The organism is Candidatus Avelusimicrobium sp. (assembly GCF_051874775.1).
Classification (GTDB): Bacteria; Elusimicrobiota; Elusimicrobia; order Elusimicrobiales; family Elusimicrobiaceae; genus Avelusimicrobium.
The window spans coordinates 35,322-61,723 of sequence record NZ_JBJEGE010000009.1 but is presented as its reverse complement, the minus strand read 5'-3'; the positions used below and the strand labels follow the sequence as shown (position 1 = coordinate 61,723).

The 26,402-nt window shown below is 49.6% G+C and carries 24 protein-coding genes and 1 tRNA gene; 15 read left to right on the top strand and 10 right to left on the bottom strand.

The features are described from left to right. Nucleotides 1-159: 159 nt before the first annotated feature. On the bottom strand, nucleotides 160-1,344 hold the full coding sequence (locus tag ACI351_RS02055; RefSeq protein WP_439733596.1) for an AlbA family DNA-binding domain-containing protein: 1,185 nt from the start codon (nucleotides 1,342-1,344) through the stop codon (nucleotides 160-162). Nucleotides 1,345-1,433: 89 nt separating this feature from the next. On the opposite strand from ACI351_RS02055, the gene ACI351_RS02050 reads away from it, so the two are divergent. The 13 genes from ACI351_RS02050 (at nucleotide 1,434) to ACI351_RS01990 (ending at nucleotide 14,821) form a co-directional block, all read left to right on the top strand. Beyond that, a complete protein-coding gene (locus ACI351_RS02050) occupies nucleotides 1,434-2,186 on the top strand; it encodes a CBS domain-containing protein (protein WP_439733595.1) in 753 nt (250 codons plus the stop codon). A gap of 69 nt (nucleotides 2,187-2,255) precedes the next feature. Continuing rightward, nucleotides 2,256-3,965 (top strand): glycoside hydrolase family 3 N-terminal domain-containing protein, encoded by a 1,710-nt coding sequence (locus tag ACI351_RS02045; RefSeq protein WP_439733594.1) that lies wholly within the window; start codon nucleotides 2,256-2,258, stop codon nucleotides 3,963-3,965. 93 nt (nucleotides 3,966-4,058) lie between these two features. After that, entirely contained in the window at nucleotides 4,059-4,529 is a 471-nt protein-coding gene (gene smpB, locus ACI351_RS02040) for an SsrA-binding protein SmpB (protein WP_439733593.1), read from the top strand. Between the two features lie 78 nt (nucleotides 4,530-4,607). Further along, nucleotides 4,608-4,691, top strand: a tRNA-Leu gene (locus ACI351_RS02035). A 22-nt stretch (nucleotides 4,692-4,713) separates the two neighbouring features. Next, the gene (locus tag ACI351_RS02030) at nucleotides 4,714-5,535 is read left to right on the top strand and encodes a cell division protein FtsQ/DivIB (protein WP_439733592.1); all 822 of its coding nucleotides are present in this window, start codon (nucleotides 4,714-4,716) and stop codon (nucleotides 5,533-5,535) included. A gap of 45 nt (nucleotides 5,536-5,580) precedes the next feature. Next, nucleotides 5,581-6,831, top strand: a complete 1,251-nt coding sequence (gene ftsA, locus ACI351_RS02025; protein ID WP_439733591.1) for a cell division protein FtsA — start codon at nucleotides 5,581-5,583, stop codon at nucleotides 6,829-6,831. Between the two features lie 15 nt (nucleotides 6,832-6,846). After that, nucleotides 6,847-7,986 carry a cell division protein FtsZ gene (ftsZ, locus tag ACI351_RS02020; protein WP_439733590.1) on the top strand — a complete coding sequence of 380 codons (1,140 nt, stop codon included), beginning with the start codon at nucleotides 6,847-6,849 and terminating at the stop codon, nucleotides 7,984-7,986. Nucleotides 7,987-8,004: 18 nt separating this feature from the next. Beyond that, complete coding sequence (locus ACI351_RS02015; protein ID WP_439733589.1) at nucleotides 8,005-9,093, top strand: type IV pilus twitching motility protein PilT; 1,089 nt, start codon at nucleotides 8,005-8,007, stop codon at nucleotides 9,091-9,093. Nucleotide 9,094: 1 nt separating this feature from the next. Beyond that, complete coding sequence (gene cmk / locus ACI351_RS02010; RefSeq protein ID WP_439733588.1) at nucleotides 9,095-9,775, top strand: (d)CMP kinase; 681 nt, start codon at nucleotides 9,095-9,097, stop codon at nucleotides 9,773-9,775. Next, a complete protein-coding gene (locus ACI351_RS02005; RefSeq protein ID WP_439733587.1) occupies nucleotides 9,765-10,358 on the top strand; it encodes a lysophospholipid acyltransferase family protein in 594 nt (197 codons plus the stop codon). The genes cmk and ACI351_RS02005 overlap by 11 nt, the downstream gene beginning before the upstream one ends. A gap of 49 nt (nucleotides 10,359-10,407) precedes the next feature. Beyond that, the gene (locus ACI351_RS02000; RefSeq protein WP_439733586.1) at nucleotides 10,408-11,598 is read left to right on the top strand and encodes a S1 RNA-binding domain-containing protein; all 1,191 of its coding nucleotides are present in this window, start codon (nucleotides 10,408-10,410) and stop codon (nucleotides 11,596-11,598) included. Between the two features lie 324 nt (nucleotides 11,599-11,922). Further along, nucleotides 11,923-12,492: an epoxyqueuosine reductase QueH gene (locus tag ACI351_RS01995; protein WP_439733585.1), complete on the top strand. Its 570-nt coding sequence runs from the start codon at nucleotides 11,923-11,925 to the stop codon at nucleotides 12,490-12,492. Nucleotides 12,493-12,559: 67 nt separating this feature from the next. Continuing rightward, nucleotides 12,560-14,821, top strand: a complete 2,262-nt coding sequence (locus ACI351_RS01990; protein WP_439733584.1) for an AsmA family protein — start codon at nucleotides 12,560-12,562, stop codon at nucleotides 14,819-14,821. A gap of 327 nt (nucleotides 14,822-15,148) precedes the next feature. Here ACI351_RS01990 and ACI351_RS01985 read toward each other — a convergent pair whose 3' ends face one another. Genes ACI351_RS01985 through ACI351_RS01945 form a run of 9 tightly spaced genes read right to left on the bottom strand, consistent with a single transcriptional unit; the run spans nucleotide 15,149 to nucleotide 20,243 of the window. Next, nucleotides 15,149-15,715: an OmpA family protein gene (locus ACI351_RS01985; RefSeq protein WP_439733583.1), complete on the bottom strand. Its 567-nt coding sequence runs from the start codon at nucleotides 15,713-15,715 to the stop codon at nucleotides 15,149-15,151. Nucleotides 15,716-15,761: 46 nt separating this feature from the next. Next, a complete protein-coding gene (gene folK, locus ACI351_RS01980; RefSeq protein WP_439733582.1) occupies nucleotides 15,762-16,259 on the bottom strand; it encodes a 2-amino-4-hydroxy-6-hydroxymethyldihydropteridine diphosphokinase in 498 nt (165 codons plus the stop codon). 1 nt (nucleotide 16,260) lies between these two features. Continuing rightward, nucleotides 16,261-16,611 carry a 6-pyruvoyl trahydropterin synthase family protein gene (locus ACI351_RS01975; RefSeq protein ID WP_439733581.1) on the bottom strand — a complete coding sequence of 117 codons (351 nt, stop codon included), beginning with the start codon at nucleotides 16,609-16,611 and terminating at the stop codon, nucleotides 16,261-16,263. After that, nucleotides 16,608-17,402: a dihydropteroate synthase gene (gene folP / locus ACI351_RS01970; protein ID WP_439733580.1), complete on the bottom strand. Its 795-nt coding sequence runs from the start codon at nucleotides 17,400-17,402 to the stop codon at nucleotides 16,608-16,610. Before folP ends, ACI351_RS01975 begins: the two co-directional genes overlap by 4 nt. A gap of 28 nt (nucleotides 17,403-17,430) precedes the next feature. Further along, nucleotides 17,431-18,051: a GTP cyclohydrolase I FolE gene (folE, locus tag ACI351_RS01965; RefSeq protein WP_439733579.1), complete on the bottom strand. Its 621-nt coding sequence runs from the start codon at nucleotides 18,049-18,051 to the stop codon at nucleotides 17,431-17,433. Further along, nucleotides 17,976-18,569 (bottom strand): 7-carboxy-7-deazaguanine synthase QueE, encoded by a 594-nt coding sequence (locus ACI351_RS01960; RefSeq protein WP_439733578.1) that lies wholly within the window; start codon nucleotides 18,567-18,569, stop codon nucleotides 17,976-17,978. Before ACI351_RS01960 ends, folE begins: the two co-directional genes overlap by 76 nt. Next, nucleotides 18,544-18,888 carry a 6-carboxytetrahydropterin synthase gene (locus ACI351_RS01955; RefSeq protein WP_439733577.1) on the bottom strand — a complete coding sequence of 115 codons (345 nt, stop codon included), beginning with the start codon at nucleotides 18,886-18,888 and terminating at the stop codon, nucleotides 18,544-18,546. Before ACI351_RS01955 ends, ACI351_RS01960 begins: the two co-directional genes overlap by 26 nt. Continuing rightward, nucleotides 18,888-19,628, bottom strand: coding sequence for a DUF1189 family protein (locus ACI351_RS01950; protein WP_439733576.1), 741 nt, complete (start codon nucleotides 19,626-19,628; stop codon nucleotides 18,888-18,890). The genes ACI351_RS01955 and ACI351_RS01950 overlap by 1 nt, the downstream gene beginning before the upstream one ends. 48 nt (nucleotides 19,629-19,676) lie before the next feature. After that, the gene (locus ACI351_RS01945) at nucleotides 19,677-20,243 is read right to left on the bottom strand and encodes a hypothetical protein (protein WP_439733575.1); all 567 of its coding nucleotides are present in this window, start codon (nucleotides 20,241-20,243) and stop codon (nucleotides 19,677-19,679) included. A gap of 175 nt (nucleotides 20,244-20,418) precedes the next feature. On the opposite strand from ACI351_RS01945, the gene ACI351_RS01940 reads away from it, so the two are divergent. Beyond that, nucleotides 20,419-25,497: a PAS domain S-box protein gene (locus ACI351_RS01940; protein ID WP_439733574.1), complete on the top strand. Its 5,079-nt coding sequence runs from the start codon at nucleotides 20,419-20,421 to the stop codon at nucleotides 25,495-25,497. Nucleotides 25,498-25,611: 114 nt separating this feature from the next. Next, entirely contained in the window at nucleotides 25,612-26,397 is a 786-nt protein-coding gene (locus tag ACI351_RS01935) for a pirin-like C-terminal cupin domain-containing protein (protein WP_439733573.1), read from the top strand. Nucleotides 26,398-26,402: the final 5 nt, after the last annotated feature.

Sequence of the window (26,402 nt, the reverse complement as noted above, 5' to 3'; positions counted from 1 at the left end):
GACGGCAACAATGTATAGCCGTCAGTTCAGGATGACGGCAACAATGTATAGCCGTCAGTTCAGGATGACGGCAACAATGTATAGCCGTTAGTTCAGAATGACGATAACAAGACGGATCCGTCAATTCTATGTGACGGAAAAGCATAAAACCTTTCATTTTTAGTGAGCCTCTTTCTGCAAATTTTTACCCAATGCGCGGATTTCTTTTTCGCTCGTTTGTAGTCCGAGCGACCACGCTGTTTCGTGCAGCACACTCTCCCAAATTTCCGGCAGCGAGGTTTGTAATTGCGCCAGCGTGAGCGCGCGTTCCAGCCGTACGTAATCTTCCAGCGCGGTGGCTTGTTTTTTGCCGAACAATACGCGAAGCGCGCGGGTGTTGGCTATTTTACAGCGGAACAGAAGCGGGCCGCCGAAGGAAATTTTTTCTAAAAATTTCCGCGCCGTTAATAAAAAAAGCGTTAAGTTTTGGGCCAGGGTTTCCAAACGCACGGTTGTGGCTTCATGGCCGTTTACCATTTCTTCCGAGGAAACAACCTGCTTATTCATCACCAATCCGTATGAATTAAATTCCGTCATATGGAGTATTCCGCGTTTGTTGGAGATAACCGCCGCGCCGTCCTGGACGGGCAGGAGAGGAAAGTCCGGATCGGCCATTACGCCGTACGGCGCACGCACGGACGAAGCGGCCACGAGCGCGGGCAGCCGTTTGTAATCGGTCAGCGGTTCTTCGGGATATAGAGGAATGACGGACAGCGCGGCCACGGCTTCGCCCGCCGGATTGGCGGCCCGTGTTTTGAGATAGTTTTCAAAATGACTTTCGGCCTTGTCGTGCAAGATGTGGCGCAGGCGTTCGGATTTTTGACGGTGGTCCAACAGCCACGGCAGTTTGTCGGGGTGGACGATAGTTTCGGGCCGGCTGCTTTGGCCAGTGCGGATATAGGCTCGTTTTAATTTTCCCACTAAATGCGGCGTTAAATTGCTTTGCGGAATATGAACCAGCACAAACATCCGTTCGCCCGTTTTACTTACGCAGACGTTAATATCCACAAACACTACGGGGTCAATGTGAGTTTGGATGATGTCCTCAATGGAATTACGCATTTTTTCGTGGTAGGGTATGCCGGTAAACGGAGATTTCGGCTTGTCGTTTTTATCGTCTTGTACGCCTACGATAATCATTCCGCCCATCGCGTTGGCAAATGAGGCAATGGTTTTTGCAAATTTTTCGTGGTTTTTGGGCAGCATATACTTGTAGTCCAGCTGCTTGCCCTCGGGCAGACCGCGGCCGCAGAAATCGACGACGTCGTCAAACGTAATGTTATGAAACGGTTTTGTAAACAACATATCACACACCTCGCTTTGGCCCTGCGGCTCTTTATTTATTATAATAACATTATTGCCGGAAAACCGGAAACTTTCAAGGATTTTTGAATATGAATACTCCTATGCACGCGCTGGCGGGTGCAATTACGGAAAAATTTATAGAGGCGGCTCCCGAAGCCGCCGCCCGCGCGTTGTCTGCAATGGCGACGCACGAGGCGATTTTACTGCTTTCTCCGTTAAAAGCGCAGTTGGTGGTATCTTGTTTAAACCCGATGGAACCCTCCAAAGCTGCCGCCATTTTGCGCCGTCTGCCGCTTAGGCAGGCGTCGTATGTGCTTTCGCGCTTGGCGGTGCCGCAGGCTGCGCGGGTAATGCAGGAGTTTTCCGGCCCGTATCGGGAGCGTATTTCCGGCGTGCTAGACCCGTCTTTTGTAAAACTGCTTGCCGAGTCGTCCAATTACGCCGAGGGTAGCGCGGGGGCTTATATGCGGACGGATTTTGTAGCCGTACGTACGGAGACGAAACTTTCCCAGTTGGTGGAACGTCTTAAAAATCTGCCGCGTAAAAAACTGCCGCAGTTTTGCTGGGTAACGGATAAAGACGGCGTGTTGCGGGGGGTAATCCGCGCGGCGGAATTGGCGTTTTACGCGCCGCAAAGCGCGGCCGGCTCCGTGATGACGGAAACCGTCGCAGTGCGGCCGGAACAAACCGCCCAAATGTTTCGTAAAACTTTTGAAGATTGCGCGTGCGATACGCTGCCTGTAACGGATGAAAAGGGGGTACTGGTGGGGGTGTTAAGTGTGTCTGCCGTTGCGTTTGAACCGCAGAACAAGAAGCCGTTTTGGCGCAAGCTGGCGGGTTGATTTTGTTGTGAGTTTCGGAGGCGGAAGTTTTGTTCCGCGTGAGTTGTAATTCAAATTGAGGGAGAGGATATGAAACATTTCTTGGTACCGATCGTTTGTTGTTTGTGCGCCGGTTTTTTATACGGCGCGACTGCGCCGGAAGCGGAGGAACTGTCTCTGCGCGAGCAGGTGGGGCAGACGATTGTGCCCCGCGTATTTATCGGCAAACACCGCGGCTTTAAGAAGGCCGTCAAGCGCGGCGAGGTTGGCGGTTTTATTTTAAAAACGACTGACGGGCTGCTTGTCAAACCGCAGCTGACCGTTGAAAACCAGAAACAGTATTTTGAAAAACAGCGTAAACTGCTGTTAAAAACCGTAGCCGATTTGACGAAATGGGCCAAAGAGAGCCGCCACAAAATCCCGCTGATTTTTGCATTTGATTACGAGGGAGGAACCGTAACCTCTCCGATGTATCTGGGACTTAAGCAGATGCCGTCTAATATGCTCTTGGCGGCTTCGGATCAAGACGGTATCATCTCCGATATGTACGCCGCGCAGGCGCGGGAAATCAAATCCGTTGGCGGCAATGTATCGTTCGGGCCGGTGACGGACGTAAACTCCAACCCATTGAACCCGATTATTCAAACCCGTTCATTCGGCGATGATGCGTCCGTAGTCGGCCGCCGCGCTGCAGCGGCGGTACGTGCGCTTCAGACAAACGGTGTGGGTGCGTTTAACAAACATTTCCCGGGCCACGGAGACACGTCTGTTGACTCCCATCGGGAGATGCCCGTTACCGCCCTTCCTGATGATGAACTATGGCAGCAGCACATCTCGGCATTTGTTCCTTCTGTGAACGCGGGGGTGTATGGTATAATGAATTCGCATGTGGTTTATCCGGCGCTTGATGAAGAGAATCCGGCGTCTTTTTCGCCTAAAATTTTGCGTAATTTATTGCGCGGTAAAATGGGTTTTTCCGGCGTAATCGCCACGGACGGGCTGGATATGGGCGCCGTAAGCGGCGTGGGGGTGGAGAATATCGTTCGCCGTGCCTATAAAGCGGGCAATGAAATGCTGCTTTTGAGTGCGCCAGCAGAGAAATTAAAAGAATCTTACGCTTATCCCAAACGCGCAGCTGATTTTGTGGAAAAAAGCGTCGCCTCCGGTGCGCCGGACGCACTGACGGAACAGGAAATCCGTGCCGCTGCCGCCAAAGTGTTGGCGCTTAAACAAAAACTGGGCCTTTTTGACGGCGTTTCGGCGTCTGTGGCCGAAACGGGCTTTGATGCCGCTTCCCGCCGTGCCGCCGAAGCAGGTGTAACGCTGGTGCGTGACGAACAAAAACTTGTGCCGCTTGCGGATAATATAAAAGAGGTTTGCGCTGTAATGTTTGCAGACAATGTGTTCAGCGGACAATTAATGGCGTTTAGCGATTATTTGACGGCACGCGGCAAAACCGCGCGGACGGTTCTGCTGCCCGTTTCCCCTACTGCTGAGGATTTAAAGACTGCTGGTGAATGTATGCGCGGTGCACAGCTGGTGGTGCTGGGTACTTCCCGCGCGGCCAAGATGGACGAAGCTCAGTTCACCACGGTAACGGAACTGTTGCGTGCGGCGGAAGTGTCGGGCAAACAGACGGTGCTTCTCTCTTTGTTAAATCCGTATGAAATTCCGCTTTATCCGCAGGCGCGTACGGTGGTTGCGCTATACGGCCCGACGGAACATTCAGTACGCGCGGCGGCAAAAATAGTGATGGGGGATATCCCTGCCAAAGGTAAACTGCCGGTTACGCTTGAGTAAGGCGTATCTTGATTTTTCCGTATTTGTGATTTTATATGCAGTCCGTACCAGCGGTGCACGTGCGCCGTGCGGTCAATTTGCTATAATATCCCTATGACGAAAAAAGGAGCCGTTTTGGTGGTGTGCTCCAACCGTAAGGCATACCACGATTATTTTGTTGAGGATACGTACGAAGCCGGACTGGAACTCTTGGGCGCGGAGGTCAAATCTATCCGCCAAAAGGAGCTGAGTTTGGAGGGCAGTTTCGTGCGGGTGGAAGACGGTACTGCGCGTGTGTATAATATGCACGTAAAACCCTATAAATTTAATTCGCTGACGGAACCGGATCCCACCCGCGTGCGCCGTCTGTTGCTGAACAAAAAAGAACTGCGCAAACTGGCTGCCAAGGCAGATATAAAAGGGTATTCGCTGGTGCCGGTGGAAGTTTATTTTAAAGACGGGTGGGCAAAACTGAAATTAGCCGTTGCCAAAGGTAAGCACCTGTTTGACAAGCGCGAAAGCCTGAAAAAGCGCGATTTAAACCGCGAAATGGAAAAAAATTTTAAAAACAACATTCGTTTTTAAATCATTCCGCTGGAAAATTTTCTATATAAATAAAAACGCTGGATTTTTTTCGTACAATATTCTAAAATATATCTAATTGGGCGGGTGGCGGAATTGGCAGACGCGTACGGCTCAGGACCGTATGGACGAAAGTCCTTAAGGGTTCAACTCCCTTTCCGCCCATTTAACTTTTTGGTTGCGCAGAATGAGAAAGAATGACTACTATCGGCCGCCGGCGTCGTCTTTAGGTAAAAAGAAACGTGTGGTTCGGCGGAAAACGGGGTCATCCTTTTTTTTTAAGTTAATTCTGCTTCTATTCTTTTTGGGCTTACTCGCCGGCGGCGCGTGGGCCGTTGTCAAAGTTTATCGGCTGGTTACCAGCTCCCAAATTTCCGATTGGCACGTAAAAACGGTGGTTGTTTCCGGCGTGACGGGCAATTTTAATAAAGTGCTGCTCTCGCTGGCGCTGCCTTACGAAGGGAAACCTTTTTCCGTTAAAGACGCCGTGGCGCTGCGCGGGGAAATTATTAAAAAATATCCGATGTTAAAAGACGTCAGCGTTAAACGCGGGCTGTTAAGCGGCAAACTAAATGTATCTGCTAAGCACAGAAAACCAATTGCCAAATTCGTTCTGCCCGATAAATCCGTTAAATATATTGATTCGGACAGCACCGTATATGCCGACCCGAATCCCGGTCTCTTAGAACCCGTTCCGTTTGTGGAGCTGGAAGGAACCGTGCCGGAAAAAATGGGCGCGGAATTTGTGGATTTGGTGGAAAGTACGCTGAAACTGCGCCGAGAACTGGATTTTGCTTTCTTGCGTATGAATTTGACCGAGAACACGGTTAAAATGTATATGCCGCAGGGCGGTGTGATTGATTTCGGTAAAGCCGTTGACTTAAAAAAGAAAGCCGCGCGTGCGGCGCAGATTATTGCGCTGTCTCCTAAAAAATACGCGCATCCGTACACCCTTAATTTTGAATTTTTTGAATATGGGAAAGTTTTTTTAACACAGGAAGCAAATTAAGTTTTATAATAAAGAAATAGAGCAATTTTTTTAGGTGGTTTTTCTATGGCAAAAACAAATCTTATTGCAGGGTTGGACATTGGCAGCGGCAAAATAACGTGTATTGCCGCCGCTCACGATTTTGAAACGAATACGTTAAAAGTAATGGGCGGACGCAGTGTGCCGTGCCGCGGTTTAAAAGGCGGAATGGTGTCCGACATTCGGGAAACTTCCGCCGCCGTTATGCAAGTGCTGGGCGGAATTGAACGCGAGTGCAATCAGGAAATCGGAAGTTTATATGTGGGCGTACGCGGGGCACATTTGGAATCTTTTTCCAACCACGGTACTTATAACATTTCCCGTATGGATAAAGAAATTACCCAAGCCGATATGGATCTAGCGGTTGAAAACGCCAAAGCAATGCCGATTAAAAATGACAATGAAATCGTGGACGTCATCACGCAGGGCTACTCCATCGATAAGCAAAAAGGCATTACCAATCCGGAGGGAATGGAAGGTTCTTTGTTGGAAGTGGATGTGCATATTACCACGGGGTCTTCTACACACTTGAACAACTTGGCCAAAGCTATTCAGCGCCCCGGGTACAAAATTGACCACATTTTCTACGGCCTTGTGCCGCTGGCCGATACGGTGCTGACGGAGGAAGAAAAAGAAATCGGGGCGCTGCTTCTCGATTTGGGCGGGGAGACAATGTCCCTCGGTATTTACATTGACGGAATTTTAAAGTTTTCGCGTGATATTCCCTACGGCTGCGATTTAATTACAAGCGATTTGTCTCGCCTGCTGCACACTTCCCGCCAAAACGCCAAAGAAATTAAAGAAAAATACGGCGTTTCGTTCCCTACATTTTTGGATGAAGAGGGGGAAATCCCCGTGCCGTCGTTGGACGGGCGCAGTACGCATAATATTAAAAAAAGCTACGTGCTTGATATCATTCAGCCCCGCGTGGAAGAACTGATTGAGCAAGTCGGTCGAGTGGTGGATACGTCCGGATATAAAAATTTCCCTGTGGTGGGTGTGGTAACGGGCGGCGGCTCGTTAATGCCGGGAATAACAGACCACTGCGTTAACATTTTAGGTCTTAAAGAAGTGCGCCGCGGTATTGTTCAGCGCGATTTAATCACCAGCGACGATGAATTTTTTGATCCGCAGTACAGCACCGCTATGGCGCTTGCCATTTACGCTTCCGGCCATTGCGCTTATGAGGATTTTTCCGGCGGTTCTTACGAAAAAGGAACGTCTGTTTTTGGCAAGCTGGGCAAATGGTTTAAGGGTGTTGATATTTTCGGCGGCTGATAAGGGAGTGTTTTTATGAAAGATTTATTTATGCCGGCCGATTTGTTTGAAAGCAAAAAGGCTAAAATAAAAGTAATCGGCGTTGGGGGCGGCGGCGGAAACGCCATCAACCATATGGTGGCTTCCGGCCTCAAAGATGTGGATTTTATTGCTGTTAATACCGATGCACAGGATCTGCGCCGCAACAAAGCTCCATACCTCGTGCAGGTGGGGGAGAAAATTACCAAAGGTTTAGGGGTCGGCGGCGATCCGGAAAAAGGCAAACTGGCGGCGGAAGAGTCAAGCGAAAAGCTAAAACTTATCATTGGCCAGTGCGATTTGTTGTTTATTACCGCCGGAATGGGCGGCGGAACGGGGACGGGCGTGGCGCCGTATTTGGCCAAGCTCGCCAAAGAAATTTACGGAGACGAGTTGCTTGTCGTAGGCGTAGTGACGCGTCCCTTTAATTTTGAAGGGTATATCCGTGAAAAGCAGGCGGACCAAGGCATTAAAGAAATGCAAAAGTATGTCGATTCGATGATTATCGTGCCGAACGAAAAGCTGTTTGAACACGTGGATCCGAATACATCGTCCAAAGACGCGTTTAAAATGGTGGATGAGGTGCTTTTGCAGGCGGTAAAAGGAATTTCCGAAGTTATTACGCAGCCCGGGGAAGTAAACATCGATTTTAATGATATCCGCAAAGTGATGTCTCATTCGCACAAATCGCTTATTGGTGTGGGCGCGGCGAGCGGGGCGGGGCGTCATTTGGCGGCGGTAAAAAAAGCAATTTTGTCGCCGCTGTTGGAAAATGCCGATATTCACGGGGCAAAAGGGTTTATCGTGCATTTTTCGGCGGAAGAAAATTTGACGCTCTTGGAGCAGGGCGAAGTAATGAACTTAATCCGCCAGTACGCCAGCAACGATTCAATTATTATGTTCGGGTATTCGTATGACTCTACGCTGGACGGACAGATTAAAGTGACGGTCATTGCTACGGGTTTCAGCGCGGAAAAGGCCAGTGTTTTTACGGCACGCCGGCCGCTTCCGTCTGAAACGGCGAACGCCGGCGTAAGGCAGGTGGATCCGTTCCTGCAGTTTGAGTCCAAAGGAACGGAACCAGAGGAAGCAATGATGATTCCGGCATATTTGCGCCGCAAAAAAAACAGGGTGTAAGTCAATATAGGAGAGTGTATGGCGATAGGACTTCAAAGTTTATTAAGAACGGTAGTGGATAACAAAGCCAGCGGATTGCACGTCCGCGGCAATTCCAATGCATATGTGCGTTTGCACGGGCAGATGAAGCCCATTGACGACAGTTTCCTTCCCAATGACGAAGTCAAAAAAATGGCTTATGCGTGTATGGGCGAACGCGAACGCAAAATCTTTGAACAATATCACGCAGTGGACTTTTCGCTTGATGCCAAATCGTACGGACGTTTCCGTTTTAACGTGTTCCGCCAGATGGGTAAATTTTGTATGGCGGTACGCCATATTCCGCTTAAAATCCCTAGTTTTGAAGATTTCCACCTCCCTGGTGATATTTTGCGCAAAATGTCCGAAAGCCGCCGTGGGCTGATTCTCGTTACCGGTATGACCGGTTCGGGTAAAAGCTCCACGTTGGCCGCGATGATTGACCATATCAACAAAACGCGCGCAGGGCATATTATAACCATTGAGGATCCCGTTGAATTTATTCATCCGGACGACCGCTGTATCGTCAGCCAACTTGAACTGGGTATAGACACTCCTTCATATGCACACGCGCTGCGCGCTGCTATGCGTCAGGATCCGGACGTAATTTTAATTGGCGAACTTCGGGATCACGAAGTGATGCGTGCCGCCATTGGAGCGGCTGAACTGGGGCAACTCGTTTTAGGCACGATGCACACGGTAAACGTTATACAGACGCTTGTACGTTTGGTGGATGCTTTTCCCGTTGAACAGCACGACCAAGTGCGTTTACAGCTTGCCGATTTGATTCGCGGGATTGTCTGCCAGCGGTTGCTGCCGACGATTACTCCCGGAATGCGTCCTGCTCTTGAGGTTCTTGTTTCCACTCCTCAGGTGCGTAAACTGATTACGGAGAATAAGCCGAGCGATTTGCAAAAAGCAATGCAACTGGGTGAGTTTTACGGAATGAATACGTTTGACCAATCTCTTGCGCGGTTGTACAAGGAAGGGGCAATTGATTTGGAAACAGCCCAAACCTCTGCCACCAGTCCGGATGCGATTATGCTCGCCATCCGCGGCGTGACCGACAGTATGGACGCGGTGGTGTAGTATGCGCGCCAACGGAATGTTAATCGCCATTGACGGCACTGCGGGCACGGGCAAATCGAGCGTCGGCAAAGCCGTCGCGGCTAAGTTGGGATACGGTTTTTTAAGCACAGGGGAAATGTACCGCGCGCTTGCTTACAAAGTGTTTGAAAAGAAGATTAGTCCCGAAGATCACGACGCCGTTTTGGCCGCTGCGCGCGCTTTGCGTTTTACGTTTGCGCGCCAGCCGGACGCCGCGCTGAAAATGTTCGTAGACGGCGAATTTTTGGGAGCGAAGCTTCATCTGGAAGAGGTAGGCGGCGTTGCTAGCCGCGTGTCCACCAACGGCGAGGCCAGACGGGTGCTTACCGAAAAAATGCGCGAAGTGGGAATGGACGGCGGTATCGTAATGGAAGGGCGCGATGTGGGCACCGTGGTGTTTCCGGACGCGGAAATGAAATTTTATTTGGACGCCTCCGCAGAGGAACGCGCCAAACGCCGCGTCAAACAGCTGCAGGAAGTGGGCAAAAAGGCCGATTACGATCAAATTTTGGCGATGATTAAAGAACGCGACTACCGCGATTCCCACCGCGCCGCCAGCCCCTTAAAACCCGCGGACGACGCCGTGATTATCGATACGTCCGCGCTCGATATGCAGCAGGTTATTGGGGCGATTTTGGAGAAAGTCGAGCATTATGCTTCTTAATTTGATAAAATTAGTGGCGAGGGTTTATTTTAAAACCTGTTACGATTTTAAGGTGGAGGGGCTCGAAAATATCCCCAAAACCGGCGCTCTTATTATAGCGGGGAACCACTTGTCTAACGCCGATCCGCCGGCCATAGGCAGTTTTGCCGGTCTGGTGCGCGATTCGCGTTTTGTAGCGAAAAAGGAACTTTTTTCCGTTCCGCTGCTCGGTTGGTTTTTCCGCCGCAGCGGTTATATTCCGGTAGACCGCGCCCGCACGATTGGGGATTTTGGCGCGCTTAAAGAAGTGGTGCGCGCCTTGGAACAAGGCCAAAGCGTGGTAATGTTTCCGGAAGGATCGCGCAGTAAAAACGGCAAACCGCAAAAGCCCAAAAGCGGCATAGGATTTTTGATTTATAAAACGGGTGCGCCCGTTCTTCCCGTCAAAGTGGAAGGTACGTTCGGTTGGCCGTGGGTCCGTAAAATCCGCGTGAAATTCGGTACGGTTACGTATTTTAAAAAAGATCCTGCTTTGGAACCGAAAGCGCAGTATAAACAATTTGCAAACGAAGTAATGGAAGCAATAAATTCAATTCATATCTAACGGAGGTCAACGCAGATTTTCCCTTCGGGAGAACCTGTAATAAGGACTTATGACGACAAACGAAGAAATTAAACAAACCGAAGAAACAATTAACGAACAAGAAATGACGATGGACCAGTTAATTGCGCAGCAAGAGTCTTTATCGGAGAAGTTGTACAAAAGAGAAATTGTAGACGTACCCGTTGTACAGATTAACCAAGATTATATTTTAGTGGATACCGGCGCGAAAAAAGAAGGCGCTATCGCCGTGTCCGAATTTGAAGGCAAGCCGCTTCCTGCGGTGGGGGATACCGTGTCCGCCGTTTTGGTAAAACGCGGTTCCGATGAAAGACCTTCCATTTTATCCCATAAAAAAGCGTTGGAATTTTTAGGCTGGGATATCTGCAAAAAAGCTTACGAAGACAAAGAACGCGTCAAAGGCACCATCGTGCAATGCGTTAAAGGCGGTTACATTGTGGAAGTGTTCGGCGTAAACGGTTTTATGCCTTTATCCCTGTCCGAACTGCACACCGCTTACAAACACTATTTGCCTGTGGGCGCGAAAATCAAAGCGCAAATCGTTGAATTTTCCAAAGAAAAACAGAAACTCATCGTTTCACGCAAACAAGTGTTGGAAGAGGACGAAGCCGTCCGCCGCGAGCAGGTGCTGGGCGAAATTAAAGAAGGCGACGTGTTACGCGTGGTCGTATCCAAAGTGGACAAAGAAAAACTGTTCCTGCGCTTCCACGGCATTGAAGGCGTGGTAACGCTTGAAAACATCGCTTGGAAAGAACCCGAAACCGCCATTGCCAATTTCCGCCGCGGCCAACGCTTGAAAGCCAAATTACTGACGTTGGACAAAGAAACTCCGCGCTTGGAATTTGGTTTGAAGCAGCTCTTCTTAAATCCCGCCGACGCCTTGAAACGCCGCTATCCATACAAGAGCTCCGTCAAAGCCGTCATCACGAAAGTGGACGCCGAGAATGGGGTGGAGTGTACGATTGGCAAAAACAACACCAAAGGCTTCATCAGCCCGTTTGAAATGGGCCGCGATTTTGCCGCCAAAGAAGGCGAAACCATTACTGCGCTTGTGGTGGGGGTAAATCCGGAAACCTTTACGGTCAACCTCTCCGTTAAAAAATACGATCAGGTGCAGAACCGCAAAGTGGTTGCCCAATACTTAAAACAGGCTCCGCGCCCGACCTTGGGTCAGCTGTTGCAAGATTCTTTCAAAACGGAAGAAGAAGAGGCCAACAACTAAGTTAGAATGAATTGAAAGATGTAATAAAAACCCTCCTGCATAGCAGGGGGGTTTCTTATGTAGGCCACTCCCCGGCTTTACCAGCTTTCTGCAAATGCAGTCTCAACCACTTCTCTCTTGTGTATTCCCTCCTTATCAGGTCATTTTGAAATTTTTTGTTCAGAATCTGCCGCTTTTTTACGGACACTGCTTTAACGCCGGAGATCCCGCGCAGAAACACCACGGGATGACTGTAATAGCCCCGGCCAGTATAGAGAACTCTCGCAGGGAATACTCCCTGACGTAACGTGCTATGGACTCGCGCGGATTTTGTAAAATATAAATATGTCCGGAGTAAAATTACTTGTGCTTTCCTGCTGTGCGCCGTGTTCGTGCGCCGTCATCAAAAAATTGGCGGACGACGGCGTAGACGCCACCGTTTTATTTTACAATCCCAACATTTATCCGTCGGCGGAGTATGAAAAACGGCGCGACGAGCAACGCCGCGTGTGCGAAGCTTTCGGCTTAAAATTCGCAGAGCTGCCTTACGAACCGGAAGTTTGGGATAAAGCGGTGAAAGGCTTTGAAAACGAACCGGAACGCGGCAAACGCTGTTCGGAATGTTTTTATATGCGCCTTAAAAAAGCGCAGCAGTACGCTCTTGAGCATAAGTTTGACGCGTTGACCTCTGTCCTGGGGGTATCGCGTTATAAAGACTTGGCACAGGTAAACGAAGCCGCGCGCCGCGCGTGGCAGGAAAGCGTCAAGCCGTATTGGCCTGCCAACTGGCGCAAAGGGGGGCTGGAAGAGCTGCGCCGTGCGCTTGTCAAAGAATTAGGCCTTTATGCCCAAACATATTGCGGCTGTAAATACAGTTTGGCCGCGTCTTTGGCGAAAAAGAAAGAAAATAAATAAAAAAACAGCAGGCGGATTTGATGATGATTCATTATAATGATAATGCCAAAAGCGGAACGGGGGCGTTATGAAGAAATGGGGCAGACGCGCCGTATATGGAATAACGGCGTTTTTTATTTTGTTGGTATTATTTGATTTATCTTTGCGGTGGGTGTCGTCCTCGGTTTGGGTGCGCCGCCGGGTAGCGGCGAAACTGTCCGAATCCCTGCAGCGCGAGGTACGGCTTGAAAAAATATCCGCCAGTTTGCTCGGCATAAAAATCAACGGATTGGCGGTGTCAGAAGCGGGCGGTTTTAAAGAAGGCACTTTTGCGGGCGTGGATCGGCTTCGTCTGCGCGTTTCGTGGTATCATTTGCTGCATAAACACGTTAAAGTGCACTCGCTGGCCGTAAACGGCGTTTACGTGCAAGTTATCAGAAATTCGGACGGCGGATTTAATTTTGATTCCTTAACTGCCTCTCCTGCAGAGCCGGACGCATCTTCCCCGGGCCTGCCGGTGCGTATTACGGCAAATCGGGTGGATTTGCGTAACGTCAATTTTGCCTATTTGCAGGAGCCGGAATTTTCCGTACGGGTGCATAAGGCTTCTTTTTCGGCGCACGGGGTGGGTATAGACCGCTTGTTTGAAGTCCGTTTAAACGCAACGGGCGAGTACCGCTCCGGTCCGGTGTCTGCATTATTTCCGGTTGGGTTGGAAGCGCGCGTTCATTTGGGCGAAATGAATTGGCAAAATGCTTATGTCCAGTTGGGGGCGCTTTCGGTCCGCGCTAATGATGCCGTTTTAAACGTGCAAGGTTCCGCGCACGATTTTACGCGCCCGCAGGCGGAGTTTTCGGCTGATTTGAGGCGTTTATCTGCTGCGTCGTTAAAGCCTTTTATGGCAGAGTTACCTGCTTTTTTTGTGCCGCAGATTCATTTCTCTGCGGCAGCATCTTTCGATTTACCGGCCCAAAAAGCGGAAATTTCCTCATTTGGATTCTCTATGGCGGGGTTGCAGGCGGGCGGCGGCGTGACGGCTGATTTTGCCCAAACACCGCTTTATAACGCGCGGTTGATGTTCCAGGCGGATTTGGCGAAACTGGCCTCTCTCGCGCCGGAACTGATGAAGCCGTATGCGTTGGGCGGCGGGGTAAGCGGAACGGCGGAGGTGTCTAACGAGCGGCTTTCGGCAGAGGTGTCCTTGTCAGACGCGGAAGGCGTTTTCCCGTATGCGGGCGCATTTAAGGGGTTAAATGCGTCGCTCACCGCCAGCGAATCCGGCGATTTGAAAACGGGCGTCGTAAACGGCAAATTGACGGGAAATTTAAACGGGGAACCTTTTTTAGTAAATTTTCGCGTTACGCAGACGCTTCAAAAAATCGCCGCCGTGTTGAATGCGTCGGCCAAACGCGTTACGCTGCCGCCTATGCCCGACTCCGAAGCCAAAGAGCCGGAACCGGATTTTGTAGCGGATACGCATATTGAACCGGTGGTCAAAACGAAGTGGAACCTGCCGCCCGCAGCCGTATTGGCGGATGTGCGGATTGCTTCGCTCGACGCGCCGTTTTTCTATGGAACGGATATTGTGTTTAAAGCGGATTTAGAGGGGCTTACACCGGATTTAAAACAGGCGCAGGGTAGTTTAAGTTTACGTACCGAAAACGGTGAAATCCGCGATTTGTACCGTTTGACAAACGCCAGTCCGGTAACAAAGGTGCTGTTTTTGTCGCTCAACGTGGTGGGAAAAGTGTTCAATTCGTTGGATGTGTTTTCCGTTTTAAACGGATTGGTCGGAGCAGATGACTCTGCCGAGCAGGACGCTCAAACCGCGGCGGAAAAAGTGATCAAAGTAGTGGAAGGACCGAACGGGGAACCGGTGCAAATTATGGTGCCGTATTCCTCGCGCAAAATGGACGGGCGGATGAAATTTGACCAGTTTGATACGAGTATTTACTTCAAGTCCGGCGTGGCCGATATGAAAGAGGGAACTTTTGTTTCGGACACGGTGTCTTTCACGCTTTCGGGACAGACGAATTTTAAAACGGAGAAAGTAGATATGAGCGTTCAGGCGGCCCCGGGCAAGCATTATGCGGACGGGATTATGCCGCTTAAACTTAACATTGGCGGGACGGTGGCTAACCCGACGGGGAGTATGAGCGTATTGGGGTCCGTGTCGTCTCTTGTGACGCAGGGGATTGCAAATAATTTTGCGTCCAATGCAGTCAAAAAAGGTGTGGGCGGCATTTTCGGATTATTTAAGAGAAAATCCCCAAAGCCGCAAGCGGATAATAAAGCGGAGCAATCGCTTTTAACGGCGCCACAAGAATCCGCAGCTATTTTGCAGGAATGAGCCGTTAGAAAAATAGTTTTATATCGTATCCGCTTCGGCGTATTTTGTCGGGGCGGATTTTTGATGAGAGTGTTTTTATCTATCTCTCGGTTGTTTTCGTTTCGCAGCTTCGCTCTTGGAAATGGACTTTTTGGATAGAAGATAACAGTAATGCCCAATCATTATAATGATAACTTTCCTGTGATGGAAGAATGGTATGATTCGTGTGTAACGGAAGTATATGATTCTGGCAGAAAGTAAAATAATTTGTAAACCGTTAGGATATAAATAAAAACTAAACTACCGCAGGGTATTGCCTGCGGTAGTTTAGTGTATACCGTTAAAGCCTTATTTGTTAGTAATTTCCAATTCCACGCGGCGGTTCTGCGCGCGGCCTTCTTTGGTTTTATTGGAAGCCACCGGATTGGCGGCGCCGTAACCGATAAAGGATACGTTCTTGGCCGGCACGCCTTCTTTAACTAACTGCATTGCCACGGCTTTGGCGCGGCGTTGGGAAAGGTCAACATTGTAGTTGGCGTCGCCCAAAGAATCGGTATAACCGGCTACGCGTACGGTGCTGTTCGGGTATTTTTTGAGCGCTTTTGCGGTAGCGCGGATTTGCGGCAGCGATTCGTCGGAAATTTCGTCGCTGTTATAGGCAAAATTAATCGGTTTTTTATAAGAAAGCACTAAGCCTTTGTCCGTTTTGCGGGCCACTTTGGCCACTTCGGAAAAATCTTCTTCTTTTACCTGAGCGGGTTTTACAGGGGCCGCTTTTACGGGAGCGGCTTTTTTAACGGGCTCTTGCACAACAGGTTTGGCGGGAGCTTGTTTTTTGCACGCGGTTTTGGTGCAGGTGCAGTGGCACGCGCCCAAAAATAAGGCTGCGGCCAATAAAGTGGTTACTTTTTTCATTACGAGTTTTCTCCTTAATTTAGTTTATGCTTCTATCCTCTTTATTCTACAAAATTCGACATTCCGGCGCGCCCTTTTTTTTCATCAGTTCTCTATACAGCCGGTAGACAGGCTTGCCCAGTTTAGGGTGAATGTATTCCGGCAAGATATAAGAAAGCGGTTTTAACACAAATTCCCGCTCGTGCAGACGCGGGTGCGGCACGATAAGGGGGTATTTGTCGTCGTCCTCAAACAGTATTTTGTCGTCGTAAAACAGCAGATCCAAATCTATCACGCGCGGCCCGTTGGGAAACGTCGGCGTCCGCCCGAGATGTACTTCCAATTCTTTTAATTTTTTTAGAAGCGGCAGCGGCCGGTACGGCGTACTTAGAATAACGACCGTATTAATAAAATCAGCTTGGTTTGTAAATCCCTCCGGCTTGGAAACAATGTACGGCGCGGTTTCTTTTACCGTGCCGAGTTCGGATAACGCGGCGACGGCGCGGTCGATATTTTCTTTGGAGGGGGCGATGTTGCTGCCCAGTGCGATGACGGCTTGCGGCATATTATTCTTCTCCCCTGTATTCCACCCAACGGTCCGCTTCCTCGGCCACTTTTACGGCGTAGAGGTGCGGGAACATTTCGCGCACGCGGCGGTAAATCCACAGGCAGACGGCTTCGGTAGTGGGGTTTTCAAAAAAATCCCCTAAGTTGCGTCCGGCAAAGTGTTGATTGATTTCTTTTTCAAACGCGGCGGAAAGTCGGCGGAAATCAAGCAGATATCCTTCCGCGTTTAACGGGCCGTGAAAGGTTACCTCGTAGCGGAAAGTGTGTGCGTGCACGTCCTCGGCCAGCGTGCCGCCGTGGCCGTGGCGGGCAGTAAACGCGCCCGTTTGCGTGAGGTAAACCGTTGTCATTTGGAAGACTCCAGCTCTTCGTAAAAATTGATGATTTTGCGCGTTTCTTTTACGTCGTGTACGCGCAAAATGTCGGCCCCGTTTTGCAGCGCCACCAAGTTGGCCGCCAGCGTTTGGGCCTTGCGTTTGGGCGCGCCTTCGCACTTTTGGCTGAGGAAGGTTTTGCGCGACAGCCCGACAAGCATCCGCACGCCCAAGTCTTTGAAAAAAGCAAGGTGTTTTAAGAGTTCGTAATTTTGCGCGCGCGTTTTGGCAAACCCGAAACCTACGTCTATAATCACGTTTTGTTTGGCGATGCCGCACGAAACGGCTTCGTCAATTTTGCGGGCCAAAAAGTCTTTAATTTCACCCAACAAATCGCTGTATTCGGTTTGGGTTTGCATCGTTTGCGGCGTGCCGCGCGTGTGCATAACGACGATTTTGGCGTTAAAATCTTTGACGAGTGTGAACATTTCTTTATCCGGTGTGCCGCTGACGTCGTTAATAATGTTGACTCCCGCTTTTAATCCCTCCAGCGCGACGGGGATTTTAACGGTGTCGAGCGATACGGGGATTTTCGGCCATTCTCGGCGTACGGCGGCGATAAGCGGCAGTACGCGGGCTTTTTCTTCGTCCGCGGACACGGGCGTGGCGGAAGGGCGGGTGGATTCTCCGCCGATGTCCAAAATATCGGCGCCGCCTTGCACGTAATCGTTGCATTTGGCCAGTAAAGAAGCCAGATTATTTTGCGGATCTCCGTCGTAAAAAGAATCCGGCGTGGCGTTTACAATGCCCATTAATTGCGGTGTCATGTTTTCTCCGTCGAGGAATGAGGAATCTCTATTTAATCATTTCCAAAAATTCGCTGCGCACTTCCATTTTTTTAAACGCGCCGCGGATCGCGCTCGTTACCATTACGGCATTATGCTTTTCAATTCCGCGCGAACTGATGCACATATGTTTGGCCTTACATACCACCATTACGCCGTGCGGTTTTAAGGTTTCCATTAAACTGTCGGCGATTTCGGCCACCAGTTTTTCCTGAATCTGCAGGCGGCGCGCAAACACTTCGACGAGGCGCGCCAGTTTGGAAATCCCGAGTACGCGCCCTTTGGGCAGGTAGCCGATGGAAATCGTCCCGAAGAACGGCTGTAAATGGTGTTCGCAGGTGGAATAAAATTCAATATCTTTCAGTACCACTATTTCTTCGCAGGAACCTTCGGTGAATGTTTTTAACACGTCCTGCGGCTTCATTTTGTATCCGCCGTAAAGTTTCTGCCAGCTGCGTAAAATGCGGTGCGGCGTTTCAAGTAAGCCTTCGCGGGAAGGGTCATCGCCGATGTAGGCCAAAATTTCGCGCAGGTTGTTTAAAATCTTTTCTTCCGTCAGCGGATATTTGCCATTTTGTGCATTTGCAGGCTTAGCCGCGCGGCGGGGTGTTCTTTTAGCAGTTTTACGCATAGGTCAATGTTCTCCTGTTTGTTGCTTTCGGGTTGAAGATAAATCTGCGTTTTGGCGTTTTCATACGCATAGTATTTTTTCAAATCGGCAAGGTCGGTGTCCTGCCCGACAACGATTTTAATGACGTCGGCTTTTTTGAGCATTTCCGCGCTGACGTACTTTTTTGGCGATACGCAGACGAAATCTACAAGGCTGACGTCCGTATCAACGGAGCCGTTTGTTTCCAAATGGATGGTATAGCCCGCATTTTTGAGTGCGGCAAACAGTGCGGGCGCGTCCTGTTCGGTCGGTTCTCCGCCCGTTACAATAACGGTTTTGCACGGATATTTTTTTAGTTCGGCATTTAGACGCGTTTCGTCCCATTCTTCGCCCGTTTGAAAGGCGTATTTCGTGTCGCAGAACGGGCAGTTCATACTGCACCCCGCCAAACGTACGAATACGGCGGGCATACCAGTATGTTTGCCTTCGCCCTGAATGGAATAAAAAACCTCGTTAACCTTCCACGACGGCTGCGGCATTTTCGCTCTCCCAAATTTCCAGCGTTTTTAATTTGAGCCCCGTTCCGGCCAGTTTCGCGCCGATTTTGGTAAACAAAAACTGCGCCAAATTTTCGGCGGTGGGGTTTTCCACCCAGTCGTTTAAAAATTTATGGTCGGGCAGGTTGTCGTCCAACAGCTTTTTGACGACTTTAAAGTCGCACACCATTCCGTCCGGTTTGACGGGCCCTTCAATAATAAATACGGCTTTCCACGTGTGGCCGTGCAGGTCGTGGCACGGGCCGTCGTAATGCGGCAGACGGTGTGCGGAGCTGAACGAGCGGATCAGTTTAATAAGCATCAGCGGTCCTCCGTAAGCGTGTTGAAAATTTGTTGTACGTAAATAATGCACAAAATCACTTGCGCCAGCGTAAAGAGCGGAATGTAAAACCACATCCGCACATACCACAGCGCGGCCAGCGGCCCCAGCAGAAAAACGGCCCATTTGCAAATAACCGCATTAGAAACGTCGGCGCGCGTGAGGGTTTTAAAGAAAAATCCCACCGCTGCGGCCGTGCAGAAACCGAACAGCATCATCAGCGGAACCAGCAAGCAAGCCGTCAAAAACGCCACCACTTTTAACGCGGCGGCGATATCGGCTTGGTTTTTGGCTAAAAATTCGGGCGTGGTGGAAAACGAAACGGACGGGGGGATATCGCGGCTTTGCACGCCGGCGGAAGAAGGCATATAAAGTTTGTTTTGGCTGATAAACATCAGCTGTTGCTTTTCCGTCATTTCATCAAGCGTGGGCGGGGTTTTGCGTTGTGCGTCAAACGTGATAAAAAAGCCGCTTTGCGCAATTTCGGCGCGGACCTCTTGTTGCGGCGCGGTCAGTACGCCTTTTTCGAAGGTTACAACGGGAAAATTTTTTAAGAAAACGGGTAAATTTTCCTTGATTTTGTCTCCCGCCGCAAAATGGAACACGATAAGCGACAGAAAAAAAAGGTATACAGCAAAACACACCGTTTGTGTGCGCGTAGCGGCGGCCAAACGGTGGTAAATACGGAACGAAAAAATAGTTTTAAAATGGGCCCAAAGCATATATTTCATTATAGCAATTTGGGGCACAGTCCGCGGGAGACTCAACGGTTAACGGGTATTTTTGTCTTTACAGGTTATCTGCGAGCCCAAAAAGAAAATCTGGTTTTTCTTAAACACGCACGAAAGTTTTTGCGCTCGGGGGGAACCGTCCGCCGCGTCCGGCAGGGGGGCTAAACACGAAATACGTGTGCAAGAATAGGTTTCCGCACATTGGGGAAAAGATGAGGAGGGAAAATTATCAATAAACCAAGAAAAATTCAGATTATAGCGAAGCGTCCGTAAAAATTCCGCGCAGTCAAGCTGTTGGAAAGGGCATTGCGGCTGTGCCGATTCAGGCACCTCGCTCACCGATTGGTTAAGCAGTGTATAGCGTTCCGAATCCACGGGATCGCCCTCCGTCATATAAACGTCGAAACAGGTGTACCCGTCCGGTGTGTTTTTGTTGCAGGAAAATTGTTTTAAAATGTTGTGTCCGTGGCAGGTGTCCTCCACCGCGTATTCGTTGGTGGACAGGTATTGCGCGGGCGCGCGCAGCGTAACGGGTCTGTAAGGCGCATTTTGCCCCCAAGCCGCTGCGGACGCCATCAATAAAACGATATACAGTTGCCGTTTCATATCTCCCCCTGTACGAAGTATACGGTTTTTGCGGCGGGCGCAGAACCGTAAAAAAGGGTTAGTCCGCTCCGTACGCACGCGGCCGTGCGCGTTCCTTGATATGTGTTGCGCGCCGGAGCGGAATTTATTAGTATATAATCGTAAGATTTTATTTGTCTCACCATATAGAGGAAATATGTCCAATAAACTTTTTTCGCTTTTTTCCGGTAAAGATAATTCCGCCACAGCCCCCGTCAAAGTTTTGACGCCTGAAATGTTTGCCTTTTTACATCAGTTCCCAACAGCCGTTTTACTGTTGGACGCTACCGGTAAAATTACGTTTGCCAACCCCGCTGCCGCCGCACTGTTGCGTACGGACGTTTCCTCTCTTACTTCTTCCCGCTCGGACCGTTTGGGGTTGACAATGACGCAAATCCGTTCGCTTTCGGACGCTTCCTCCTCCCAAAAAATGGTGTTGGATATTGTCAATCCGGATGCGGAAGCTCTGTCTGTCAGCGTGGGCGCGCGTCCGCTGGCCTCCACACCGTTTATTATGCTGACGCTGGAAGATGTTCCTCTTTTTAGGCAATTAAACGCCGAAAAGGCATTTTTGGCTTCGCTTGTGGACGGATATCCCGTTGCGGTAACGGTGCAGAATTTGGCCGGTATTTGCTTACAATGGAATAAAAACGCGGAAAAGTTGTTTGGGCATAAATCCCCGTCCGTGTTAAACCAAAGTATTTACAGTTTTTTACCTAAAGAAGTAGTGCAATCCGTCAAGCGTATGGATGAAGAAATCTGCTCCAAACAGCAGACGCAGTACGGCGTGCGGTTGACATACAATAACGTAAACGGCGGGGAGCGCGTGCTGTCGGTAACCAAAACAATGCTTGCGGATCAGGACGGCAAGGGTTGTTTTATTCTCAGTTTGTACGAGGATGTGACCGAGCATCATTTGCACGAACAAGAACTCCAGCGCAACCGTACGCTTTTGCAGGCTATTTTAGATAATGTTCCGCTGGGCCTCTATACGCGCGACTGTGATGCCAAAATGACCTTCTACAATAAGCAAAGTATGAAGGTCTTAAATGAGCACGACAGCAAGCAGGTTGACCATCCCCACCCATACCAAGATGAGAAAGTGGTTAAAGCCCACCGCCAGCGTGAAGAACAGATCTTGCGCGACGGCAAAGCGTGCGATTATCCGGAAGAAGTGTATATTGACTCCTCCGGAAATGAAAAAATTATTCATATGATTAAAGTTCCGTTGATGGATGCGGGGCCGAAACCGCTTGTGCTGACGATTGTGGAGGATATTACCAAACGCCGCCAGCAGGAAAAAGAAATCCAGCGCGTCAACGGGTTTCTGTCTGCTATTGTGCAGAACGCACCAATTGGGCTGTATGCGCGCGATGTAAACGGACGGATGCTGCTGCGCAACAAGATTTGCAACCACTTGTTTGGTAACATTGCCGAAGAAGCGTATGACGAAAAAGGAAATCTGCCGCACGAAACGGCGGATCAGGTCAGCCAGTATATCAGCCGCGAACAGGAAATTTTGCAAAGCGACCAAACGCGGGATATTCCCGAAGAAAAATATGTTACTGCTACTGGAGAAAAGAAGCTTTTGCATTTGGTAAAAGTTCCGGTAAACAGTCAATCCTCACAAGAGGGGTTTGTCATTACGCTTGTAGAAGATATTACCGAAAAGCGTTTACAGGAACGTAACCTGATAGAAACGAAAAACGCCTTGCAGGCTATTTTGGAATACGTACCCGTGGCCATTTATGCGCGCAATGTAGACGATACGCTTTCGTTCGTAAACCGACGAGCTGCGGAAATGTTTACAGGGGAATCCGAATACCATTGTGAGGACAATTTCTACGGAGAACGCGAAAAGGCGCTTTTCAAAGACGGAAAAATGTTGGAATTTCCGGAAGAAACGTACGTTACCAAAAACGGCGACAAACTGCTGCTTCATTTAATCAAAGTGCCGGTTTTTGACAAAGACGGCAAACCGTTTATGGTGCTGACTGTGGCGGAAGATATTTCCGAAAAGAAAAAACAGGAACGCGCCATTGTGGACGCGCGCAACTTTTTGCAGACGCTTATTAACCAACTGCCGGTGGCGCTTTCGGTAAAAGATTACGACGGAAAGTACATCGTTTGGAACAAAAAGAGCGAGGAGCTGTTCGGCGTCGCTTCGGAAGATGTTATCGGCCGCACAGCGTATCGGTCGGACATTAACAAAGACCAAGCCGAATTCTTGCGCGAGGCCGATTTGCGCGTGTTTGAAAGCAAGCGGGAACAGAATATTCCGCAGGAACTTATTTCCACCGCCAGCGAGGGCATTAAAATTATGCACACGGTTAAAACCCCCGTGTTTAATGCCGACGGTACCCCTAACTGTTTGATGATGGTGTCGGAAGACATTACGGCAAAAACGAAGATGGAAAAACAAATCCGCGAAGCCAACGATAAAAATATGCTTTTGATGGAAAACGCCCGCGAAGGCTTTATGATTTTGGACGAAGGAAAAATCATCTACGCCAACCGCGCGTTTAGCCGCTTCTTGGGCTTTGAGGAGGTCAAAGATATTACGGGCCGTGCACTGGTGGATTTTGCCGCTGAAGATCACCGTTTATTCTTGCAAGATAAGTATGACGCCGTACTGGCGGGTGCGCAGAACGCGTCGTCTGCTATTGAAGTGCATTTTATGAAAAAAAATGGTGTTGAAGCGGAGGCGGAATTTTCGGCTGTGGTTTCCAAGTATTTGGGCCGGCGTATTGTGCTGGGTTTCGTGCGCGACGTGACGGGTTCCAACCGCCAGCTGCGCGATGTGAAAAACGAGCGCGAACGCTTCCGCTCCGCATTTGAAAAAAACGTTACACCGGCATTCATCTTATCGCACAAAGGTTATATTTCGGTAATGAATGAATCCGCCCGCCATATGTTCGGTTTTACGGAAGCCGACAAAAAATTCTACCGTAACGTATACATGCGCCCTGCGGTATCGTTGGCGGCGCGTAAAAAACTCAAGCAGGGGCTTCCCGCTCAAATGGATTATGTGTTTGATTTCGCCCGCGCAGCCAAGATGTTTCCCAACCACATAGAGGGCACCGGAACATTACCCCTTTCGGTAACGTTTATTCCTATCAATAAACGTGACACCAAAGACGGTACGGTGGAAGCGGATTACGTCGTTTTCTTGGAACGTAAAGAACCGGTAAAAACGCCGCCCGCTCCGCCGGAGGAGCGCAAAAAGCCCGTTAAAAAATCCGCTCCCGTTCCGCCGCCTCCGCCCGTATTGCCTGTGGGCATGCCGAAAAGCACTAAGGAGTTATTGGTCCTTCCCAACAGCGAGCCGTATGCGCTTTGTTCGGAAGATTTTAAAATTGAAGTTTGTAACGATTTGTTTTGTTCTCTATGCCAGTTAAAAGAGGAAGAACTGAAAGGCCAATACCTGCGTGCGGTAATTTCCGCGGATTCTTTACTTGTGTTTGACGAAGATTTAAAAACGCTTCAGGCGGACGGAGTGTTGTCTAACCGTGAATACTTCATTACGGTGGGCGGCGGTCTTGAAAACTGCGCTGTGCGTTTGACAGCCGTTAAAGAAGCCGACGGCCGGTATTTATTTGTCTTGCGCAGTTTAGTGTTCCACCGCCAGATTATGAAAATTTTGGAAGAACGTTCTGCCCAGCTCAGCGCGCTTTTAGAAGCGACGGACGGTGTAGTATTTTCCATTTTTTTGGAGAAGGGACGCTTCGGCCAACTGGATCAGGCCAATAAACATCTTGCCCAAAAAACAGGTTTTTCACACGATGAACTTGTACATCTGGCGTTTAAAGACTTGTTTTTTGATCCTTCGCGTGAAGACGCTTCTCCTGTACTGACACTTGAACGGGCGGAACGGGAACTTGCTGCACAGGGTAAAACGTCTTTTCATACATCGGTGCGCCAGAAAGAAGGCAAAGGATTTGCCGCACAAGTAGTGGTAACAGCCCTTGATTTGCCTTGTAAGGACACTGCTCTTGTGGTTATACACGATTTAACGTCCCAAATGGATCAACTTTCCAAGGATTCCAAAGAAGCGCGCGAACTGAAAAGCGTGCGCGAAGCACTGCCCGGTCTGTATTTAAAAACCGACAGTGACGGCCGTGTGCTGGAAGCGTACTCTAATTTGGATTATTTGACGAATGCTGACGTAAAAAATGTCTTTTTGGGCAAAATGCCTGTGCAATTCTGGCCGCAAGAAGCTGCTTCCCGCGCGATGTTTGCAATTAAAGAAGCGCTGTCCATTAATGTCAGTACGCATTTTGAGTTTGACTGGATGCTCAAGGAGCTCCCCCGCAGTTACGAAGTGACGGTAACGCCGATTTCCGGCCGTGCCGAAGCCGTGCTGTGGATTAAAGATGTTTCCGAAAACCGCGTATATGACGAACAAGTGCGTGAACTCTACCGTATTACGCGCGAAGTTGGGATTACCATTACTGAGCAGGTAGATGCAATTTTGGCATTCGGGCAAAAAATTTTTAATGCACAGGCCGGTTTGGTGCTGCGCTTTGATCAAGGTAAAGGCGGACCGGAAAGTTCCGTTGTATACGTTACCAAGAACGATTTTCACTTGGAGCGCCAAATGGTGTTCCCTGTAGAAGAATGTTTGACGGACGTTTTGGACGGCAATGTAGTAATGTTTGCGGATTTGGCAAACGCTTCGTGTACGCGGTGTTTACATCAGGCAAAGGGTTTTGGATCGCTGATTGCCGCCCCGCTTTACGTAGGCGGCGAAGTGCAGGGAGCATTGTGCTTTGCCTCGCGTATTTCGCGCCGCAGTTATGGGCAAGGAGCAGAAGAATTGATGGGGCTGATGGCCAAACTGCTTGGTTTTCGCATTGAACTGCGCCAGACAGGCAAAATGCTTGGCGACGCGTCGCGTTCGCTGGCGCGGACGTTGGAGTACGTGGAAATGCCCGCTGTGATGATTGATTTGGACTATCAGATGACGTACGTCAATAAAGCTTTCTTAGAAGCAACGGGCCGCCGTGTGCACAATTTGCTGGGACAAGATTTCTTTGCCGAAGTGATTCGCAATGACGATCTCTCCAAACGAATGTTTAAAGCGGCTGAGAGGTCGAGTTCGGGAAACGCATTTCAAGTGCGTATGGACTTGCTGCACGAAAATGGCTTGTACGAAGATACGCCGTGGGACGTATTTGTCTGTAAAGATGAGAATGGAAAGGTGGACGGTTATGCGCTGATTGCGTCGGAACGCTGATGTTTTTGACGGGCTCGGAGACGGTTAATTTCCGAACTAATCTATTTTTTTATTCGGAAAACAATTACTCTGCCGTTAAACTAACCTCATAAAGAAAGCAATAAGGGGGTATTTATGGGGAAAAAGACATCGGGGAAGCGTTCTTGTCAGCCTGTAGATCCGGCAGGACCGTGTTTGATGGTCTATCGGTTGGTGGAGCGTAAAAACGCAAAAGATTTTGATCCGTTTTCTTTTTTGAGCGTTTGTTATTGCGGAGAAAAATTTGACCGCACAGCTGCGCCCATTCCGGCGCCGGAACCGGATCGGCTGGCTATCAACTATTTAGTAACGGGTGTATTGCATCCTGCGGAAATGCCGGAGGGAAAAGAGGCTGAGGCGATGGTCAATACGGTGGGCGGACTGCGGCAGGAAACGGCTGAGCGCTCTGTGGACGTACTTAACTTAGAGCTTTGGATAAAAGCTTTTGAACCATCTGACGGGGCGGGAATACGGTTGGAATTGGACAGCGAAAACGTACCGCTGGTCCGTACGGGGGACGGTGTGCAGGTGCGTGTTCTTTCCGGCCGCTACAGTGATACCCCCGGAGCTGTGTTTGAACATCCCGCGGGGACAGTTTTGTTTGATGTAACGCTTTCGGAGGGAGCGGTATTTGAGTACCAAGCTCCGCCTGAGAACACTACCTTTGTGTACGTTTTTGCAGGAAAGGCCCAATTTGGCCGTAGAGGTCGTAAACGGTTTGGTAAAAATTCGCTTTTACGTATCTCAGGGGGAGAAATTTTTGCTGTAACATATTGTTCCGGAGCACGCTTTCTGCTTATTTCGGGGCGGCCGGTAGACCGCGAAAAAGCAGCGCTTTGTCCGCAGGAAGAAAAGAAAATTTGCCGCGTGAAGGGTAAATAAACTGC

Coding starts and splice junctions, on each gene's coding strand:
- smpB (WP_439733593.1), top strand. CDS start 4,059: ATGACGAAAAAAGGAGCCGTTTTGGTGGTGTGCTCCAACCGTAAGGCA.
- ACI351_RS02000 (WP_439733586.1), top strand. CDS start 10,408: ATGACGACAAACGAAGAAATTAAACAAACCGAAGAAACAATTAACGAA.
- ACI351_RS01975 (WP_439733581.1), bottom strand. CDS start 16,611: ATGACAACGGTTTACCTCACGCAAACGGGCGCGTTTACTGCCCGCCAC.
- ACI351_RS01955 (WP_439733577.1), bottom strand. CDS start 18,888: ATGCTTATTAAACTGATCCGCTCGTTCAGCTCCGCACACCGTCTGCCG.
- ACI351_RS01940 (WP_439733574.1), top strand. CDS start 20,419: ATGTCCAATAAACTTTTTTCGCTTTTTTCCGGTAAAGATAATTCCGCC.
- cmk (WP_439733588.1), top strand. CDS start 9,095: ATGCGCGCCAACGGAATGTTAATCGCCATTGACGGCACTGCGGGCACG.
- folK (WP_439733582.1), bottom strand. CDS start 16,259: ATGCCGCAAGCCGTCATCGCACTGGGCAGCAACATCGCCCCCTCCAAA.
- ACI351_RS01945 (WP_439733575.1), bottom strand. CDS start 20,243: ATGAAACGGCAACTGTATATCGTTTTATTGATGGCGTCCGCAGCGGCT.
- ACI351_RS01995 (WP_439733585.1), top strand. CDS start 11,923: ATGTCCGGAGTAAAATTACTTGTGCTTTCCTGCTGTGCGCCGTGTTCG.
- ACI351_RS01950 (WP_439733576.1), bottom strand. CDS start 19,628: ATGCTTTGGGCCCATTTTAAAACTATTTTTTCGTTCCGTATTTACCAC.
- folP (WP_439733580.1), bottom strand. CDS start 17,402: ATGACACCGCAATTAATGGGCATTGTAAACGCCACGCCGGATTCTTTT.
- ACI351_RS01990 (WP_439733584.1), top strand. CDS start 12,560: ATGAAGAAATGGGGCAGACGCGCCGTATATGGAATAACGGCGTTTTTT.
- ACI351_RS01985 (WP_439733583.1), bottom strand. CDS start 15,715: ATGAAAAAAGTAACCACTTTATTGGCCGCAGCCTTATTTTTGGGCGCG.
- ftsA (WP_439733591.1), top strand. CDS start 5,581: ATGGCAAAAACAAATCTTATTGCAGGGTTGGACATTGGCAGCGGCAAA.
- ACI351_RS02050 (WP_439733595.1), top strand. CDS start 1,434: ATGAATACTCCTATGCACGCGCTGGCGGGTGCAATTACGGAAAAATTT.
- ACI351_RS02030 (WP_439733592.1), top strand. CDS start 4,714: ATGAGAAAGAATGACTACTATCGGCCGCCGGCGTCGTCTTTAGGTAAA.
- ACI351_RS02015 (WP_439733589.1), top strand. CDS start 8,005: ATGGCGATAGGACTTCAAAGTTTATTAAGAACGGTAGTGGATAACAAA.
- ACI351_RS02055 (WP_439733596.1), bottom strand. CDS start 1,344: ATGTTGTTTACAAAACCGTTTCATAACATTACGTTTGACGACGTCGTC.
- ACI351_RS01960 (WP_439733578.1), bottom strand. CDS start 18,569: ATGCCGCAGCCGTCGTGGAAGGTTAACGAGGTTTTTTATTCCATTCAG.
- ACI351_RS01935 (WP_439733573.1), top strand. CDS start 25,612: ATGGGGAAAAAGACATCGGGGAAGCGTTCTTGTCAGCCTGTAGATCCG.
- ACI351_RS02005 (WP_439733587.1), top strand. CDS start 9,765: ATGCTTCTTAATTTGATAAAATTAGTGGCGAGGGTTTATTTTAAAACC.
- folE (WP_439733579.1), bottom strand. CDS start 18,051: ATGCGTAAAACTGCTAAAAGAACACCCCGCCGCGCGGCTAAGCCTGCA.
- ACI351_RS02045 (WP_439733594.1), top strand. CDS start 2,256: ATGAAACATTTCTTGGTACCGATCGTTTGTTGTTTGTGCGCCGGTTTT.
- ftsZ (WP_439733590.1), top strand. CDS start 6,847: ATGAAAGATTTATTTATGCCGGCCGATTTGTTTGAAAGCAAAAAGGCT.